14 protein-coding genes, 1 tRNA gene, 1 other RNA gene and 1 other annotated feature are annotated in these 15,428 nt (G+C 27.7%); of the genes, 1 reads left to right on the top strand and 15 read right to left on the bottom strand.

All coding sequences use genetic code 11. The features are described from left to right. Window positions 1-407 precede the first annotated feature (407 nt). Entirely contained in the window at window positions 408-2,060 is a 1,653-nt protein-coding gene (gene aspD / locus E5347_RS00635) for an aspartate 4-decarboxylase (RefSeq protein ID WP_136003536.1), read from the top strand. Window positions 2,061-2,330: 270 nt separating this feature from the next. Here aspD and leuA read toward each other — a convergent pair whose 3' ends face one another. The 15 genes from leuA to E5347_RS00565 form a co-directional block, all read right to left on the bottom strand. Then, window positions 2,331-3,998 carry a 2-isopropylmalate synthase gene (leuA, locus tag E5347_RS00630; RefSeq protein ID WP_136003534.1) on the bottom strand — a complete coding sequence of 556 codons (1,668 nt, stop codon included), beginning with the start codon at window positions 3,996-3,998 and terminating at the stop codon, window positions 2,331-2,333. Between the two features lie 57 nt (window positions 3,999-4,055). After that, window positions 4,056-4,252: a binding site (T-box leader), on the bottom strand. 72 nt (window positions 4,253-4,324) lie between these two features. Beyond that, window positions 4,325-5,284 carry a D-2-hydroxyacid dehydrogenase gene (locus tag E5347_RS00625; RefSeq protein WP_136003531.1) on the bottom strand — a complete coding sequence of 320 codons (960 nt, stop codon included), beginning with the start codon at window positions 5,282-5,284 and terminating at the stop codon, window positions 4,325-4,327. Window positions 5,285-5,561: 277 nt separating this feature from the next. Continuing rightward, window positions 5,562-6,194: a pyrophosphatase PpaX gene (gene ppaX, locus E5347_RS00620; protein WP_136003529.1), complete on the bottom strand. Its 633-nt coding sequence runs from the start codon at window positions 6,192-6,194 to the stop codon at window positions 5,562-5,564. A 166-nt stretch (window positions 6,195-6,360) separates the two neighbouring features. Further along, window positions 6,361-7,251, bottom strand: a complete 891-nt coding sequence (locus E5347_RS00615) for an SPL family radical SAM protein (protein ID WP_136003527.1) — start codon at window positions 7,249-7,251, stop codon at window positions 6,361-6,363. Between the two features lie 122 nt (window positions 7,252-7,373). After that, window positions 7,374-7,459, bottom strand: a tRNA-Leu gene (locus tag E5347_RS00610). Window positions 7,460-7,711: 252 nt separating this feature from the next. Continuing rightward, a complete protein-coding gene (locus E5347_RS00605; protein ID WP_136003525.1) occupies window positions 7,712-8,494 on the bottom strand; it encodes a potassium channel family protein in 783 nt (260 codons plus the stop codon). Window positions 8,495-8,813: 319 nt separating this feature from the next. Beyond that, window positions 8,814-9,149 carry a DUF1653 domain-containing protein gene (locus E5347_RS00600; protein ID WP_136003523.1) on the bottom strand — a complete coding sequence of 112 codons (336 nt, stop codon included), beginning with the start codon at window positions 9,147-9,149 and terminating at the stop codon, window positions 8,814-8,816. Between the two features lie 52 nt (window positions 9,150-9,201). Then, window positions 9,202-10,242 carry an NADH:flavin oxidoreductase/NADH oxidase gene (locus tag E5347_RS00595; RefSeq protein ID WP_136003521.1) on the bottom strand — a complete coding sequence of 347 codons (1,041 nt, stop codon included), beginning with the start codon at window positions 10,240-10,242 and terminating at the stop codon, window positions 9,202-9,204. A gap of 201 nt (window positions 10,243-10,443) precedes the next feature. After that, window positions 10,444-11,145, bottom strand: coding sequence for a hypothetical protein (locus E5347_RS00590; protein WP_136003519.1), 702 nt, complete (start codon window positions 11,143-11,145; stop codon window positions 10,444-10,446). A 241-nt stretch (window positions 11,146-11,386) separates the two neighbouring features. Next, window positions 11,387-11,671, bottom strand: a complete 285-nt coding sequence (locus tag E5347_RS00585; RefSeq protein ID WP_136003517.1) for a hypothetical protein — start codon at window positions 11,669-11,671, stop codon at window positions 11,387-11,389. 184 nt (window positions 11,672-11,855) lie between these two features. Continuing rightward, window positions 11,856-11,990 carry a hypothetical protein gene (locus E5347_RS17145; protein WP_279230074.1) on the bottom strand — a complete coding sequence of 45 codons (135 nt, stop codon included), beginning with the start codon at window positions 11,988-11,990 and terminating at the stop codon, window positions 11,856-11,858. Between the two features lie 153 nt (window positions 11,991-12,143). Next, window positions 12,144-12,974, bottom strand: a complete 831-nt coding sequence (locus E5347_RS00580; RefSeq protein ID WP_136003515.1) for a PGN_0703 family putative restriction endonuclease — start codon at window positions 12,972-12,974, stop codon at window positions 12,144-12,146. A gap of 43 nt (window positions 12,975-13,017) precedes the next feature. Next, window positions 13,018-13,908 (bottom strand): WG repeat-containing protein, encoded by an 891-nt coding sequence (locus E5347_RS00575; protein ID WP_136003513.1) that lies wholly within the window; start codon window positions 13,906-13,908, stop codon window positions 13,018-13,020. 515 nt (window positions 13,909-14,423) lie between these two features. Continuing rightward, window positions 14,424-14,800, bottom strand: an RNA gene (rnpB, locus tag E5347_RS00570) — RNase P RNA component class A. Between the two features lie 54 nt (window positions 14,801-14,854). After that, window positions 14,855-15,106 carry a hypothetical protein gene (locus E5347_RS00565; RefSeq protein WP_136003511.1) on the bottom strand — a complete coding sequence of 84 codons (252 nt, stop codon included), beginning with the start codon at window positions 15,104-15,106 and terminating at the stop codon, window positions 14,855-14,857. Window positions 15,107-15,428: the final 322 nt, after the last annotated feature.

The following is a 15,428-nucleotide window of genomic DNA, read 5'->3' as shown; positions in this document are numbered from 1 at the left end:
TCAATACATATTTAAATTTTAAAATATAAATAAAATATTTTCTGATGTATACTTTTATTTTTTTATTAATAATTTCCCTAGGTTATTATCTATTTTTTATAAATTATTATATTTTGCAATATTAAATTCATATAATTATATTTTTGCAAGAAATAATTGCTTTTTATTTCTTTATCTATATACTATTAATATATAAGTTATAATAATTTTTTACATTTTCAGGTTATATATAATAAGTAGAATATGTTAATAGAGTATAGTTACCTTAAATACAAATTAAAATTGTACATGCTTTAAATTGTATAATCTACTTTAAAAATTTTTCACTTAAGATTTTATAAAACTACAAGATGTAGATTATTTATTTAACCATAGATATAGTTGATAATTAAATTAGGAGAATTGAAATGAACGAAAGATTAGATAAAGATACCCTTAAAAATCTTTATGGTAGGATAAGCCCCTTTGAATTAAAAGATAAACTAATTTCACTGGCCAACCTAAATAAAGATAAATTTAAAGGAACAGTATTAGATGCTGGAAGAGGAAATCCAAATTGGATTGCTTCATCACCTAGACAAGCCTTCTTTGCTTTAGGTAACTTTGCATTAGAAGAATGTTCGAGAACTTTTTCATTAAATGCCCTTGCAGGAATGGCTAATAAGAAAGATATTTATTCAAGATTTAAAGCTTATTGTAGCCTTAATCATTCTACTCAAGGTGTTAATCTTTTAAAAGATATAATTGATTATTCTATAAAAGAATATAATTTTAATGAAGATGATTTTCTATTTGAATTAGTTGACGGAATTATTGGAGATAACTATCCATATCCTGATAGAAATCTTATACATATAGAAAAGATAGTTAATAACTATTTAATGAAGGAGCTTGGCTGTTCACCTACTTATAATAAGAACTTTGATGTTTTTTCAGTTGAAGGTGGTACTGCAGCCATGTGCTATATATTTGATTCCTTAACATATAATAACCTTCTAAAAAAGGGTGATACTATAGCTTTAATGACACCAATATTTACACCTTATTTAGAAATACCTCTTCTTCCTGAATATGATTTTAACGTGGTACATATTCATGCAGATGAAGTAGATGAAAATAATAACCTAACTTATCAATATTCAAGAAAAGAACTAGAAAAGCTTAAGGATAAAAATATTAAGGCATTATTTGTAGTAAATCCAAATAACCCGGCTTCTATGGCCCTTACTGAAGAATGCATAGAAAACTTAGTCGATGTAGTTAAAACATATAATGAAGATCTAATGATTATAACAGATGATGTGTACTGTACCTTTGTAAATAATTTTAAATCAATTATTTCATACTTACCTTATAACACTATTTGTGTATACTCATTATCTAAGTACTTTGGAGTAACAGGTTGGAGACTTGGAACTATACTCTTACATAAAAATAATGTTTTTAATAAATTAATATCTAATTCTTCCAACAAAATTGATACAAACGAAAGGTACAAGCACTTAAGTCTAACCCCAGATAATATACAATTTATTGATAGGCTAGTTGCTGATAGTAGAAAAGTAGCCTTAAACCATACTGCAGGTCTTTCTACTCCACAACAAGTGCAAATGGCTTTATTCTGTGGTTTTACTCTTATAGATAAAGAAAATTCATATAAAAATTCTACTATTAATATATGTAGAAAAAGAAAAGCTTTATTATTTGAAGGCCTTGAATCAGAAATTATAGAGAATTCTATGGATGCATCTTATTATACTGAAATTAATATAATTGATTGGTCAAAGAGGATATATGGTGAAGATTTTGCAAATTATATTTTAGATAATTATGAACCTTTTGATTTTCTATATGATTTAGCAAAAGACTATTCAATTATTTTACTAAATGGAGATGGGTTTGCATCATCACAATGGTCCTTTAGAATATCCTTAGCTAACTTAAATGATAATTGCTACTTTATCATAGGTAAAGCTATTAAAAATTTAGTTTTATCTTTATTTAATGAATATAAAGATAGCAAACTAACACTTAAAAATGAAGAAGTAATTAATTTATAAACAAATAAATAAAGCTTCCAATATAATAAGAAAGTTAGATCCAATAATGATCTCATTAAATAACTTATATATTGGAAGCTATAGTTTTATCTTTTTCTATCTATAGAGCTGTTTCATTATCAGCTTAAATTAAGAATTAAAAATTATTGATGCAATTATTACAAATTTAATAAACTTACTTTCATTTTTAAAACTCCATAAGTAGTATTTTCATTAATTTTTCATTATTCATTCTTAATTTTTCATTGTGCAACAGAACCACTTATTTATCTATTTATAAAGTCTATTTATAGCACTAAATACCGCCTTTATAGAAGCTACAGTTATATTACTATCAACACCTACACCAAAAGTTGCATTTCCATTGTCTGTTCTCTTCACTTCTACATAAGCTGCTGCCTTAGCTTCAGACCCCTCCCCTAAAGAATGTTCGGCGTAATCTAAAATAGTAGTTTCTACTAATTTACTATTAGTTAATGCCTTCTTTAATGAGTCTATTGGTCCATTACCATTAGCCTTAAATGTTTTATCTTCACCCTTATAAGAAACTGTAATATTAATTTTAGTGTTATTTCCTTCAGTTTCTATATTATCATTATCTTCAACCTTAAACTTGACTAATTTAAATGGTTCCTCTATAGCTAAATATTCCTCACTAAACTTGTCCATAATTACCTTTGGTGAAATCTCACCACATTTTTCAGTTACTTTTTGTATTACTGCTCCAAACTCCTTATGCATCTTCTTAGGCATCTTATATCCATAATGACTTTCAAGAACGAAAGCAACTCCACCCTTACCAGATTGACTATTAATCCTTACTAATGCTTCATATTCTCTTCCTAAATCACTAGGATCGATAGGTAAATATGGAACTTCCCAATATTTATTGCCTCTCTCCATATATTTTTTCATACCCTTATTAATTGCATCTTGGTGAGAGCCTGAGAATGCAGTAAATACTAATTCCCCTGCATATGGATGTCTTATATGAACTGGTATCTTACAACATTTTTCATATACATCTATAATTTTATTGATATTATCTAATTTAAGCTCTGGATCTATTCCATGAGAAAACATATTATATGCTAAATTAATAATATCCACATTTCCAGTTCTTTCTCCATTTCCAAATAAAGTTCCTTCTACTCTATCTGCTCCAGCCATTAATGAAAGCTCAGCTGTAGCTACCCCAGTTCCTCTATCATTATGAGGATGCACACTTAATATAACTCTATCTCTATTAGAAAAATTACTACTCATCCATTCAATTTGATCTGCAAATACATTTGGAGTATCCATTTCAACTGTTGAAGGAAGGTTTATTATTACCTTTTCCTCCCCTGTAGCTCCCCATGCATCTAAAACAGCTTCACATATTTCTAAAGCATAATCTACTTCTGTACCAGTAAAACTTTCAGGTGAATACTCTAAATAAACTTTGCCATTAAAGTTTTTAGTGTACTCTTTAACAAGCTTAGTACCATCTACTGCAATAGCCTTAATTTCATCTTTACTCATATTAAAAACTACATCTCTTTGAAGTATAGAGGTTGAGTTATAAATATGGACGACTGCCTCTTTTACTCCTTCTAAAGCTTCAAAGGTTCTCTCTATAAGATGTGGTCTAGCCTGAGTTAAGACTTGTACCTTAACATCCTCTGGAATTAAATTATTATCTACTAATGTTCTTAAAAATTCAAACTCTATTTGTGATGCTGAAGGAAAACCTACTTCGATTTCCTTAAAACCAAGTTCTACTAATAAATTAAACATTTTTATTTTTTCATCAACATTCATAGGATTAATCAGTGCTTGATTTCCATCCCTTAAATCAACACTACACCAAATCGGAGCCTTTTGTATCTCTTTATCCGGCCATGTTCTTTCTTTTAATTTAATAGTTTGAAATTTTTTATACTTTTTGTAATTCATTTAAATGCCCCCTTAATTACTATTTTGGAAATTAAAAAACCGCGTAAACCCTCCATATATTGGAGCGATTTACGCGGTACCATCCAAGCTTATAACTTACTTTAAATAACGGTATTATATACCGACAAGACCTAATACCCCTTCAGTCTTGTGGCTCCTGAGCGAGTTCAAAAGTGATAATATGCGGGCTCTCACCATACCCCAACTCTCTTTAATATCTCATGCCTTCTACTACTCTCATTCCAAGCCTTTTAATATTTAGTTAATTAGTAATATACTACAAAAATTTTCCAATGTCAATGTTATTTTTGAATTTTCTAAATCTTTTAAACTTCTAATCTATTTCTTATTTCTCCATTGTAAAAAGCTTTTATATTATTAATAACTTCAGTAAATAACCTATCTCTAGCTTCTACACTTGCCCATGCTATATGTGGAGTTAAAATTAATCTTTCTATATTTTTTACAGCTGTTAAAGGATTATCTTCTTTTATAGGCTCAACTTCAAATACATCTAAAGCAGCTCCTGCAATTAATTCTTCATCAATAGCTTTTGCTAAGTCCTTTTCTACTACTATAGGACCTCTTCCCATATTAACTAATATTGCATTCTTCTTCATTTTCTTTAATGCATCATAATTAATAAGACCTTCTGTATTTTTATTTAATGGTGCATGTATAGAAATTATATCTGATTTTGCTAATAAATCATCAAAAGTAACTCTTTCATATTCACTATTAGAATTTTTACCTGAAGTTGAATAATAAACAACCTTTACTCCAAAAGCTTCAGCAATCTTAGCAACTCTTCTACCTATTGCTCCTAAACCTACTATTCCCCATGTCTTTCCTTCTAACTCATAAAAAGGAACACTTACATTTGTAAACAGTCCACTTTTTGCATAATCTAGTGATTTCACATAGTTATCATAGTATGCAATCTTATCATATAATGCTAGTACTGTTGCAAAAGTATGTTGGGCCACTGTATTAGTTGAATAACCTGCTACATTAGTTACTGCAATTTTCTTAGCCTTTGCATATTCTATATCAATATTATTAAACCCTGTTGCAGTTTCGCAAATTAACTCTAAGTTCTTTGCATTTTTAAGATTTTCTTCCTTAAGAACAACCTTATTAGTTAAAACTATATGAGCATCCTTTATTCTATCTTCTACTTCTTCAGCCTTAGTTGAATCATAGTAAGTAACATTACCTAAATTCTCAAGTTCACTAAAGTTTAAATCTCCTAAAGTCTTTTTATCTAAAATAACTATATTTTTCATAACTTCTCCTCCTAGTAATAACTTTCTAATATTTGAATAGTATATTAAATCATTACTTATAAATTATTCAGAATCATTTTTTATCCGATGGCTACCATTGCTAACACTCCCACCTTCTATAAGTGGGAGCTAAGCACTGCTACGCGCCTGGATTAGTTCTTCTAACCTTCAGATGGAGCACTGGGTATTCCTACACTCTGTGAAAGTGATTCACACTAAATACAAGATTTTGTTTCTCTACTTTTTAAGTAAACTCCACCTGAAGATAAAAATCACTTTATATTAACTTTAATAAATCTATAGGCTTGTCTATAAAATAATCTGGTTTAGATTCCTTTAAAACTTCTAAATCAATAAAAGTGTAATTTACTCCGCAAGTCTTACATCCAGCATTTTTGCCACAATATATATCATAAATACTATCTCCTACCATAATAGCTTCACTAGGACTAACCCCAAGTTCACTACATGCCTTTAAAGCTGGTTCACCATTTGGTTTATGTAACTTTGTTGATTCTGGAGTAATTATCACATCCATATAATCATATATTCCAGCTATTTTCATTCCTCTAATTGCAAGTTCTGCTCTCTTAGATGTTACTATAGCAAGCTTAATTCCCTTTTCCTTTAATGCCTCTAAAACTTCTTTTACCCCTTCAAAGGCATGACACATGTTATCATGTAGCTCTTCATTGTAATTTCTATAATAAGCTACTAATCTTTCTACATCCTCTTCCTTTGCATGTTTTCTAAAAGGTTCTCCTAAAGGTCTTCCAAAGAAATCTGCTATTTCAGCTTTCCCAAGCTCTATATTTAAGTTATCTTTAAAAGTTCTATAAAAAGAATTGTAAATTAACTCATTAGTATCTAATAATGTTCCGTCTAAATCAAATAATAATGCTTTTATCATTTTTCCTCCTATTTATCTAATAATATTTATGTTTTAATAATACCATATTAAAATGCACTTAGGCAAAACTCCTTATTGTAGACAAAACTCTTTATCAATTTTTAAGCTAATAAAAAAGGATGGCACCCATCCTATAATTATTAAACAATAAATATTTCTTATATAATTACAAATCAAAGAGACTGATTTGCTCATTCTTATATAACTTTTTATAGTCTTCTATTATATCTTTCATTTTATAGATAATTCCAAGCTTCCTACATTCCTCACTAAAAATCTTATAAAGTTCCTTAGCTTTAGGACTTGAGCACATATAATTGTTTTGGAATTCTCCTATATATCTTTCTTTTATTCTAGGAAATTCTTTATCTAACTTATCAAAAAAGTGCATTCTTTGATTTGATCTTAATGTTACACCAAAAGCAGGATATATAAATTTAGCACCATTTTCTTTAGCTTTTCTAACAATACTTATTATATTTTCCTCAGTATCATTAATAAAAGGAAGAATTGGCATTAATAAAATTCCTGTGTAAATCCCTGCATCAGACAATTCCCTAATAGCTTTAAACCTTTCAGATGATAGGCAAACATTAGGCTCTATCTTCTTACTAAGTTCATCATCTGCTGTTGTTATTGTAATTTTACATAATACAGGTGAATGTTCTTTAATTCTTTTTAATACATCTATATCTCTAATAATTAAATCACTTTTAGTAGCAATTGCTGCCCCATAATTATATTTATCTATTAATTCCAACGCCTTACGAGTTAATAAAAACTTTTCCTCAAATGGATTATATGGATCACTCATTGCCCCTGTGGCAACTATGCCTTTTTTTCTTTTAGATTTTAAATCTTTTTCAATTAAATTTATTGAATTTCCCTTAATTCTTACCCTATCAAAATCCTCTATACCATAGCAATCACTTCTACTATCACAATAAATGCAGCCATGACAGCACCCTTTATAAATATTCATATTATAATTGCATCCAAACCACTCATTATTTTCTTTATAATTAGAAATAATACTTTTTGCAGGTATAAAATCCATAGTTTTTCTCCTTATCTTTTTTAATTCATCTAGTTATTCTTAAACAAGGTATTTATTATTTTTATTTTAATAAATAATCTAAAAAAGTCGATTGTTATTTCAATCGACTTACTTTAAAAATATGGTGCAGATGGCGGGACTTGAACCCGCACGAGGATTCCCCCGTCACCCCCTCAAGATGATGCGTCTGCCATTCCGCCACATCTGCATATTTATATATAGTTTAAAGTATATTGTATAAATTTTCAATATTTTTAATTATTAAATTTGCTATTAATCATCTCTCTATCTTATGTTATCTCTTTATAATAAGGAAAATGACATGATTTTTTTATTTTGAAAAGATTATTTATATCTTATGTTTTCTATAATTCTAAATAATTCTTTATCCATTCAAAACCTCCTTTACTTCTTTATATCTTATGTCATTTCTTTATTACCTATAGACTTTGAACTCTTATTATAACTTTTTATTTCCTTTTAAAACTTTCAAAGTCTTATATATATCTTCAAGTTCTACATCCGATGTTTTATCAAGATTATCTATTTTATACTTTATATACTCTAAAGTCTCTTCCCTAAAAGTCTCCGACTTTTTAAAGTTTATTTCTTTATTAATTATATAAGCAGCTAATGTACTAGTAGTAACTCCTATAAATCCTATTCCAAAAATCATTAATAATATAGCTACAGCCTTGCCAATACTAGTTGCTAATAATACATCTCCATATCCTACTGTAGTGAAGGTAACAACACTCCACCAAAGTGCATCTAAAAATGTCATATCTTCAAGTAAGGCAATTATTACTGAAGTCAAAACTAATATTATTGTAGTAATAATAATCATATGATTAAAGGAATTAAGTATTACAGCTCCTCTAATCTTATTTTTGAATTTTAAAAGATATATAATTACAAAAATAAATTTAATTATATTTATAGGTATATCAATATTAATAAAATTACCTCTATTTATCAAAATAGTAATTTGTAATATTACTTGAATTGGAATGATTGAAAGCAAATCTAAAAAATTAATATTAACTTTTCTTTTCTTATGAGTATCTAAAATCAAAATAATTATGTAATCAAAAACAAAGATAACACTATTAATAATCATAATAGTATAGGCTATACTTATCACCGATGCTGGAAGTCTATACATAAGATCAATAATTATAAATATCCCTGACATCAAAGAAAGTAACCCAATAAATAATTCATACAAAGCCCTTTTTCTCATCTTTACCTCTAAAATAATTGTTAATAATCTCTACATTTATATATTTATATTATTATGACTCTGCCTTTATTACTTAGGTATGATAAAGCCAATTCAACCATAGTTAGAAAAACTAAATAAAGAAAGCTTATCCTAAAATCCCATCATTCCTCTAAACCATAAGTATAGTTAGAAAGCTTTAAGAAATAATAAACAAAATTAAATATGACAAATGGAAGTGCTCAATTTTATAATTATATTAAGTAAAAAAATAAAACCCATTTATAAATTAGTCAAGGCTAAATTTATAAATGGATTTTAATTTCTTACCTTTTTATTTTTAATATACTAATTCAAATCTAAATTCTTGTTTAGCATCTTTATATTTATTCTTATCAACCTTACTTAAAAACATATCTAAAGGTCTTGCATAAATCCCCTTATCATCGTAAAGAGCTTTATATAAAACTAAAACATTATCTAATATCTCATTATGAAAATATCCATTTTCACTTTTATATATTGCAATATTCTTATTTAACTCTGTATGATAAGCAATAAGCTTGTGGAAATCATTATAATCTCCTTCAATGCTTTTCAAATTACTTACGGACATTACAGCATAATAATTATTTTTAAAATGCTTATAAATTGCAGGATATTTTATTTTCCTCATAAAATATTTCTCCTTAGTTTCATCTAATTATTTTTTTAATAACTTTACTTGCTTATTCCTGTATCTCTCTAGGAAAACCTAATTTATATTGTCTAGTTATTTTAACTTTTTCATTTAATTTACTTGCTGCATTTAATGCCCAATATGGATTTCTAAACATAGCTCTTCCTACAGCAACTAAATCTGCCTCTTCATTACCTATAATTGAATTTGCAAGCTCTGGTTCATCTAACCTTCCAACAGCAATTACCTCAGTATTGATATTTTCTTTAATTGCTCTAGCATAAGGTACTTGATAAGCTGCATGAGTTCCTGGCTTTCCTGCTGCAGCTATTTTACCTTCTCCTCCAGCACTTATATGGAACATATCTACTCCAGCCTCCTTATATGCTTTCGCAAGATTAATTCCTGTCTCTATTCCATATCCACCTTCTACATATTCAATAGCAGAAATCCTCATTATTAATGGCATATCTTCTGGCATTTCTTCTTTAGCTGCCTTAATAATTTCTGAACCAAAAAGAGTTAAGTCCTTACCATATTCATCATTTCTTTTATTTGTAAGTGGTGAATGGAATTGATGAATAAGGTATCCATGAGCTCCATGTATTTCTATAGTATCAAATCCCGCCTTAATTGCACGTCTAACAGCTAATCTAAACTTCTCTACCATTTCCTTAACTTCTCCTGTAGTTAATTCTCTTGGAGTCTTAGACTTTTCATCAAAGGCTATAGGAGATGGCGCTACTGGAACTTCTGCATCTTCAGCCTTTCTACCTGCATGAGCTATTTGAATAGCAACTTTAGCACCATATTTATGACACTCATCAACTATTCTTCTTAATGGCTCAATTTGCTCATCACTCCATAAGCCTAAATCATAGTCACTAATACGTCCATCAGGTTCTACATCAGTCATTTCTATAATGATTAATCCTGCTCCACCTATTGCTCTGCTTACATAGTGAACAAAATGCCAATCTGTTGCAATTCCATCTTTCTTCTCAACAGAATATTGACACATTGGTGGAAATACTATTCTATTTTTCAATTCTAGACTCTTTAATTTATAGGGTGTAAATAAATTCTTCATATAAATCTCCTTTCAAATTCTTCATTTGATTTAAGTATACGAAATCAAAATTTATAAATCAAGTTTATGGAAATATCATAATTACTTTAATATACATAAAATTCTAATTGACATTAAACTCGTCTCTAACTTATCATATAATAAGTAGTTAACTATTTTGTCAGGTAGAATTATATACATACTGCCTTCTGCCTGGCATTTTTAAAAATTAACATATGACTCTAAATCTACTGCTTCTAATAGGTTTTCCTTATAATCAGTATAATTATCAAATTTATTAAATTTATCTCCTTGTAAATTCTCAACGTTTAAATATTCAGCACTTTGAGCTCCTATCATATAATTAGAAGTTTCTTTTCTAACTGCAACTATAACCTCTTCACTCCTAATAAACTCTCCTTTTTTACTTACTTTATAATTAATTTTCAAAATATCACCACTGCAATACACAATAGGTATATAGTGAGTTAAATAGCCATTTTCCTTATTATTACCTAAGGCCTCTCCAGCACCTGGTCCAGTATACAAGCTTGAATATTTAATTGAAAATTTATTATTAAGTTTAATCCCCTTTACTTCAGCCCTACTTTTTAACTCTGTACTTATAGTACTGGTTTTGGATGATTTAGTTACTAGCTCCTCAGAAACTGCCGCAAGTAATACATCACTCTCTAATACATCTATAGAATCTACCTCATAGACCTCTCCTAGCTTAAATCTCTCTGAAGAACCCCTTACTTGCTTAGTTATCTCTTTTATCTCTTCATCATAGTCATAATATATAACTTCTTTAGTATCTTCTGACTCATTAAAAACTTCTGATTTAAACTCTATATTAATAAGTATAGAAATAATTATTAATGCTGTTAAAGTTACTAATAGAGTAATAGCTTTCCTACTCATAATGATATACCACCCTTAAATATAATTTTACATATATAGGATAATTATACATCATTTGTTTCCTGATTTAAAATAAGTTTTTGATTGATTATAATTATATCTTTGACTTTAAAATTATTATATTTGTATTTATATTGAATAGAGCCCTCTCTAATTTGTAAAATAGCTTTTTTGAAATAACACATAAAATCTATCTAGTAAAGTATAATTATGAAAACCCTTGATACACTAGTTTTATATCTTACTTATTTTTTACTTGTCCAATTCTTTCTAATAAATCATGTAAGAAATTTGATCCCCTAGATATTAAAATTGCTGTTAAGATTATCCCTATAAAAGGTATTGTAGTATTAATACCAAGCAAAGTTAACATATCTAGCTTTATATCTATACAAATTACTAATGACACAACTAATGCTCCTACTCTATCTAAGCATAGCTTTCCTTTCTGCCAAGTCATTTTCAAAGTTTCCCAAACACTTTCAGCTATTAATGCAACTGTCAAAATAATAAACAAATTCTCCATATCTAATCCCCCATTTATTATTAATATTTCTTATATTTAAAACCACTTATTAAATATTATTTTTATAATTGCATTCTTATAACTACTTTGAATTAGTTAGTATTAATAAATACCTCAACCTTATTTTGAATAAAAAATAAGACATATAAGAATTTCTCTTAATGCCTTATCTTTTATAATTCTATTAATTTTTCTCTTTTTCATGTGCTAATAATCTATTTCTATATTCCATATCTTTTTCTTTTCTAGTTGCTCCATAAAAGAATATTAATATGAAACATATACTTATTAACCACAATAACATTAAAATAGGTATCATATATTTCACCTCTAATCAGAACAATCTTATTATTCCAATTAAGCTTGAATATAATACTATTTTTAAAATTAATATTAATTTTATTTATTAATTTTAATAATAAAAATAACTAATTTATTTTTATTAGACATCATTAACTAAACAACGCTATTACTAAATAATATACTTGTCTTTAAATAAATTAGAATGTTGATGAAAAATTGTATCTCTACTCTCTGCCAGTGCTATCTTACACAATTCCGACCAATCTACTATTTTCACTTGATTTTTTAATGATATGTTCTTACTTACTATATTTTTAAGTTCACTTAATAAATCCTCACTATCAAAAGGTAAAATAAATATTACATAGTCATTATCACTCTTTATATATGATAAATTCCTGTTAATCTGATAATTTTCAAAAAAATCATTTTTACTTTTTATATCCATCAATGAATCTTGTAAGTATTTCTCATAATAATCATAATACTTATTCTGATACTTTCCTTTTAGACTTCCATTTACATAACAATTCCCACCAAAATTTTGTTCTGTATATTTAATTTCAAAATAAAATTTCTCTCCAGTTGAAAGTTCCAAAAACAAATCAAAGTTCGTGTTATCACTGGCTTTAAATGATTTTTCAAATTCTATCTCTTTTACTTCTGCATCACTGCCAAACTCTACGTTAGTAGCTACTTTCAATATTTTCAAAAAAATATTATCTTTTATTAATGGCAAAAAGAAATTTATACACATTAATTGAGATGAATTTAAATGATGTGCATATTGATGATATTTTATCTTTTTTAATCTTTCCTCATGAATATCTATAGATGGCAAAAAGTTGTAGATGGGTATTTCACCATTAGTACTTGGTAAAATATGACCATAATTGCTATATGAATTTTTATAAGCTCCTTTTGCAGTAATACCTAAAAAATTCTTTTTATAATTCTCCATATGTTGTATTACTTTTTCTCGATAATCCGTTGTCTTCATAATATCCCCCTCAAATTAAACTCCATACTTATCCAATAACATTTTATAAATTTCTAACGCTTCTACTACTTCTAATTTCTATACCTATAACTTTTGATATTGCTTTGACTATTTGTCTTTTGCTTAGTTCTATCTTTTCTAATATAACTCCCTCTTTAGAAATTAAGCCATATTTATCGTCTTTTTTTAAAATAAAACATTCTCTAAAAATTTTATCTTTAATATACGGTGAAACAGGCTCTTTATCTAGCACTATCGGAATAATTAATTTATAAAACTTATTATAAACTCCCCATTTTGTTTTGTAATTATTGGCACTTATATCTATTATTGAATCACAGGCAGTTATACTGTATTCATATTGATCTTCTAATGGAATTTCGGTAGGGTATCTATTACCACAAAAAATTAAATAACCATCCTCACTATACTTTATGTCATCGTATTGTATTGCTATTATGATATTGTTACCTTTATCCACAATCCCCCATTTTTCATCCTTATAAACTTGAAAATAATTGTCATGTGCATACTCTATAATAAAATCATATTCAAAAGGAATGACAACTTTACCTGTATAATCTATAACACCATGTTTTACACCTTCTACAATTCCTCTAGATATCTCATTTGTTAAATCTCTTCCCCCTAATGCTACATGAACATAACCATCTAAAAGACTTGTTGCATAACTATAAATAGGCTCTATTTTAATTTCTCCTGTATTTATATCTACGTATCCCCATTTATTATCTACTTCAAGTTCTGTTAAATCCCCATCGCAATAGTCATACCAATCTTCATCATTAATTAAAAATAATTCTTTGGGTAAAAATAATCGTCCATCTGATTCCACTATAAAAACCTTATTATTAATTATGCATCCATCACAAGAGTAATGCCTAGCTTTATTCTGAATTCTACACTTCTTCATAATACTCTTTCTACCTACTTATTTTTATTTAACATATGTATGTATATAAATTTTAATTCCACATTTTATAGATACTAAGATAATTACGAGTTTTTATACTTTTTCTAGACTACTTGCCATAAGTAAAAGCACTTTATATAGTTGCATCAAAATATACCATTATATTTAAATTTTAATTTAACAGTAAACTTTATTTTACTCATTACAGAAATTTATATAAATCACTTATTAAATATTATTTTTATAATTTCATTCTTATAACTACTTTAAATTAGTTAATATTAATAAATACGTCAACTCTTAATTTAAATAAAAAAATAAGACATATAAGAATTTATCTTATTGCCTTATACTTTGTAATTTTATTAATTTTTATCTTTTTCATATGCCAATAATCTATATTCCAATTAATTTTATATACTCTTTATTACATTCTAAATTTCATCATAAATATTATTAAGGGAAAAATAAGGGAAGAAAAGAAAAACACTAGCCGTTAAGCTAGTGTTTTTCACGTTACGAGATAAGCCGTAAGCGGAGTTCTGTATTAAGCAATCATCTATCTAGGCCCATTGTTGCCAATGAGCTCAAGCGGTACACCCGGAAACGGAGCGGGCTACTCCATTATGTTTCCCTATTCGACCTTGCTCCAGGTGGGGTTTACATAGCCATCATGTCACCATGATGCTGGTGAGCTCTTACCTCGCCTTTCCACCCTTACCTAAGTTACTAGCAAAACTAAAAATCTTGTTAGTAATTAACCTTAGGCGGTATCTCTCTGTTGCACTTTCCTTCAAGTCGCCTTGACTGGACGTTATCCAGCACCCTGCCCTATGGAGCTCCGACTTTCCTCTCCTAGATCTAGTCTAGCAGCGATTGCATGTCTTACTCGCAAAATTTATATTACCATAACTTTATTAATAATACAAATGAATTTTTTGTAAGTCTACACAAATTGTAGTATTATTACTAACATAATTAAAATAACCCAAGAGTAAAATCCAATCCCTGAAAATAAAAGTGTTATTGCTATAAGTACAAAAATACATATCCTTGCAGCTGGATTACAACAATTTCTTATAACAGGAACTCTTTTGGAAAGGCTTTTGCCTATACCTTCAAAAATATCTTTTACTCCATCTTGAAAGACTTTCCCCCAAGATCCACCTTTTCTTTTGGAATAATAGGATTTTCCCATAGCTTCAACTCCTATAATACTATATCTTTCAATTGGAAATCTAAATTTTAATCCTTATAAAATTATAAGAGAAAAATAATTTTAAAGGAGATTCCATCAATTGAAATCATATAGTTTAATTATTTATATAGGCTGAGCATAGTTCTCTAATTAATCTGATCGTCGCATTATCACTCTAAATTAATTATCAAAAATTAAAAATTAATAATAATTTATATAACTCTTACTGAATTGCTAAAATTAATTAATTTTTAAAACTCCTATAGAAGTATTTTTATTAATTTTTCATTATTATCTTTTCTGCAACAGTATCATCTTAATA

The sequence above is a fragment of the Clostridium sartagoforme genome (genome assembly GCF_004794105.1).
GTDB lineage: Bacteria > Bacillota > Clostridia > Clostridiales > Clostridiaceae > Clostridium > Clostridium sartagoforme_B.
Note: the sequence above shows the minus strand (reverse complement) of the source record. Positions and strands in the feature narration are given on the sequence as shown.

Bases quoted from the DNA above. Each gene is read 5' to 3' on its own strand.
- E5347_RS00600 (WP_136003523.1), bottom strand. From the start codon at position 9,149: ATGAGGAAAATAAAATATCCTGCAATTTATAAGCATTTTAAAAATAAT.
- E5347_RS00590 (WP_136003519.1), bottom strand. From the start codon at position 11,145: ATGAGTAGGAAAGCTATTACTCTATTAGTAACTTTAACAGCATTAATA.
- ppaX (WP_136003529.1), bottom strand. From the start codon at position 6,194: ATGATAAAAGCATTATTATTTGATTTAGACGGAACATTATTAGATACT.
- leuA (WP_136003534.1), bottom strand. From the start codon at position 3,998: ATGAATTACAAAAAGTATAAAAAATTTCAAACTATTAAATTAAAAGAA.
- E5347_RS00575 (WP_136003513.1), bottom strand. From the start codon at position 13,908: ATGAAGAAGTGTAGAATTCAGAATAAAGCTAGGCATTACTCTTGTGAT.
- E5347_RS00595 (WP_136003521.1), bottom strand. From the start codon at position 10,242: ATGAAGAATTTATTTACACCCTATAAATTAAAGAGTCTAGAATTGAAA.
- E5347_RS17145 (WP_279230074.1), bottom strand. From the start codon at position 11,990: ATGATACCTATTTTAATGTTATTGTGGTTAATAAGTATATGTTTCATA.
- E5347_RS00580 (WP_136003515.1), bottom strand. From the start codon at position 12,974: ATGAAGACAACGGATTATCGAGAAAAAGTAATACAACATATGGAGAAT.
- aspD (WP_136003536.1), top strand. From the start codon at position 408: ATGAACGAAAGATTAGATAAAGATACCCTTAAAAATCTTTATGGTAGG.
- E5347_RS00585 (WP_136003517.1), bottom strand. From the start codon at position 11,671: ATGGAGAATTTGTTTATTATTTTGACAGTTGCATTAATAGCTGAAAGT.
- E5347_RS00605 (WP_136003525.1), bottom strand. From the start codon at position 8,494: ATGAGAAAAAGGGCTTTGTATGAATTATTTATTGGGTTACTTTCTTTG.
- E5347_RS00615 (WP_136003527.1), bottom strand. From the start codon at position 7,251: ATGGATTTTATACCTGCAAAAAGTATTATTTCTAATTATAAAGAAAAT.
- E5347_RS00625 (WP_136003531.1), bottom strand. From the start codon at position 5,284: ATGAAAAATATAGTTATTTTAGATAAAAAGACTTTAGGAGATTTAAAC.
- E5347_RS00565 (WP_136003511.1), bottom strand. From the start codon at position 15,106: ATGGGAAAATCCTATTATTCCAAAAGAAAAGGTGGATCTTGGGGGAAA.